A 1696-nucleotide genomic window follows, 5' to 3' on the forward strand; every position below is an offset into this window, starting at 1 on the left:
CTATTAAGCCCCTTAATTGAGTTTGAGCCATACCCCCTTATTAATATAAACTAATATTAACGGAGGGGTATGGATGAAACGTAAAAGATATCCTCAGGATTTCAAAGAGCAGCTTGTTAAAGAAGCCCAGGAAGTCGGTAATGCTCTTTCAGTTGCCAAGCGGCACGGAATTAGTGAAAAATCATTATACCGCTGGATTCAAGAATCTAAATACAAAGCTTGGAAGGAAACGGATGGAAATGCTAAAAAGGTAGCGGCATACATTCCATCACCCCAGGAATTCAAGCAAATAGAAAAGGAAAATAACACTCTTAAGAAGTTGCTTGGTGAAAAAGATTTAGAGATTTCCATACTTAGGGACCTGGTAAAAAAGACTCGCCCGGGCTATCCGACAGAATAGAAATAGCCAACAAGTGGATTGCTCGGGGACATGCATGCAAAATGGTATTGAAAATTGTTGGTGTTCTTGAAGCAACTTACTACCATCGAAAAAAATCAGAGAGTCAGACTTCCAAAAAACATAGCCCAAGAAGCGGAAGGCCCAACACCATATATTCTTGGACAAAGGACCGGCAGCTGGTAAGTGATGAACAAATCAAGGAATGGTTGATGGAACTGGTTGCCGGGGAAGAAAGTACTTACGGATACCGGAAATTAGCTATTTGCCTGCGCCGGCAGCACAACCTGATAATTAACCATAAAAAAGTTTACAGGCTTTGCAAAGAGCTAGATATACTGGCGCCACAGCGGCGGATTAAGGTTAATCACCCCAGACGCTTGGCAGCCAATCGCCAGATTACAGTCTCTGATCAACTATGGGAAGTAGACTTAAAGTATTGCTACGTTGCTAAAGAAGACCGTTTTTTCTACCTGATGAGCTTCATTGATGTTTATGACCGAATGATTGTAGATTACCACCTGGGACTATCTTGTGAAGGGAAACATGCCGCCCAGATCCTGCAACGGGCTTTGTGGAAACGGCAGCTCTTTGAAACTGATATCCGACCAGTCATCCGAAGCGATAACGGTCCCCAATTTATAAGCCATGTGTTCGAAGAGGCCTGTGTGAAATTTACTGTCGAACATGAGCGGATTCCACCTAAAACACCGAATAAAAATGCCCATATAGAGTCTTTTCACGCCTTACTTGAGTTAGAATGTTTGAGTCGGTACGAATTTTCATCATATCAAGAAGCCTATCAGATAGTTAGTGAATACATTCAGTTTTATAATGAACGGCGTATACATGGTAGCTTGTATGACTTTTCGCCTTACGAATTCCGGCAGAGACTGCGTGCAGGTGAACTCAAACCCTTTATCATTAGAGTTTAGCTAATTGCCTCTTAAGATACCGGATGCCGGGACCAGAGCTTGTTCCCCTTTAATTAAGAGGTTTCGCCTTGACCATTTGGCCCAGACATGGCTGGCAACCGCGTAGCGGCTTGGCCTTGACCGCCGTGGCAGAATACTAGACCGGGGGCGGGCGAGATAATCAATGATACCGTCTACCGTACCCTCGCCCGCCCCTGATTCGACAACCTCACGGCGAGTCAAGGCTTGCCAGTCATGTCGCCTTAGCTGTTCACAATAAATGAATTGAGGCTTATTGGTTTTCCTGTTCCGTGAGCAATATTTATTAATTCTATGTAAACAAGAGAATAAGGGGAGTAGACTCTAAAATTAGGGGTTTAAACCG

At 43.8% G+C, this 1696-nt stretch carries 3 protein-coding genes; 2 read left to right on the forward strand and 1 reads right to left on the reverse strand.

Features of this window, described 5'->3' with window-relative positions:
• Positions 1–73 precede the first annotated feature (73 nt).
• Positions 74–400 (forward strand): transposase, encoded by a 327-nt coding sequence (locus Psfp_RS21005; RefSeq protein WP_134220455.1) that lies wholly within the window; start codon positions 74–76, stop codon positions 398–400.
• 41 nt (positions 401–441) lie between these two features.
• On the forward strand, positions 442–1332 hold the full coding sequence (locus Psfp_RS21010) for an IS3 family transposase (RefSeq protein ID WP_134220456.1): 891 nt from the start codon (positions 442–444) through the stop codon (positions 1330–1332).
• Here Psfp_RS21010 and Psfp_RS21015 read toward each other — a convergent pair whose 3' ends face one another.
• Complete coding sequence (locus tag Psfp_RS21015) at positions 1333–1554, reverse strand: hypothetical protein (protein WP_134220457.1); 222 nt, start codon at positions 1552–1554, stop codon at positions 1333–1335.
• Positions 1555–1696 lie beyond the last annotated feature (142 nt).

The organism is Pelotomaculum sp. FP (genome assembly GCF_004369245.1).
Lineage (GTDB): Bacteria > Bacillota > Desulfotomaculia > Desulfotomaculales > Pelotomaculaceae > Pelotomaculum_C > Pelotomaculum_C schinkii.

Excerpts from the sequence above, each read along its gene's own strand:
- Psfp_RS21005 (WP_134220455.1), top strand. The coding sequence starts at position 74 with ATGAAACGTAAAAGATATCCTCAGGATTTCAAAGAGCAGCTTGTTAAA.
- Psfp_RS21010 (WP_134220456.1), top strand. The coding sequence starts at position 442 with ATGGTATTGAAAATTGTTGGTGTTCTTGAAGCAACTTACTACCATCGA.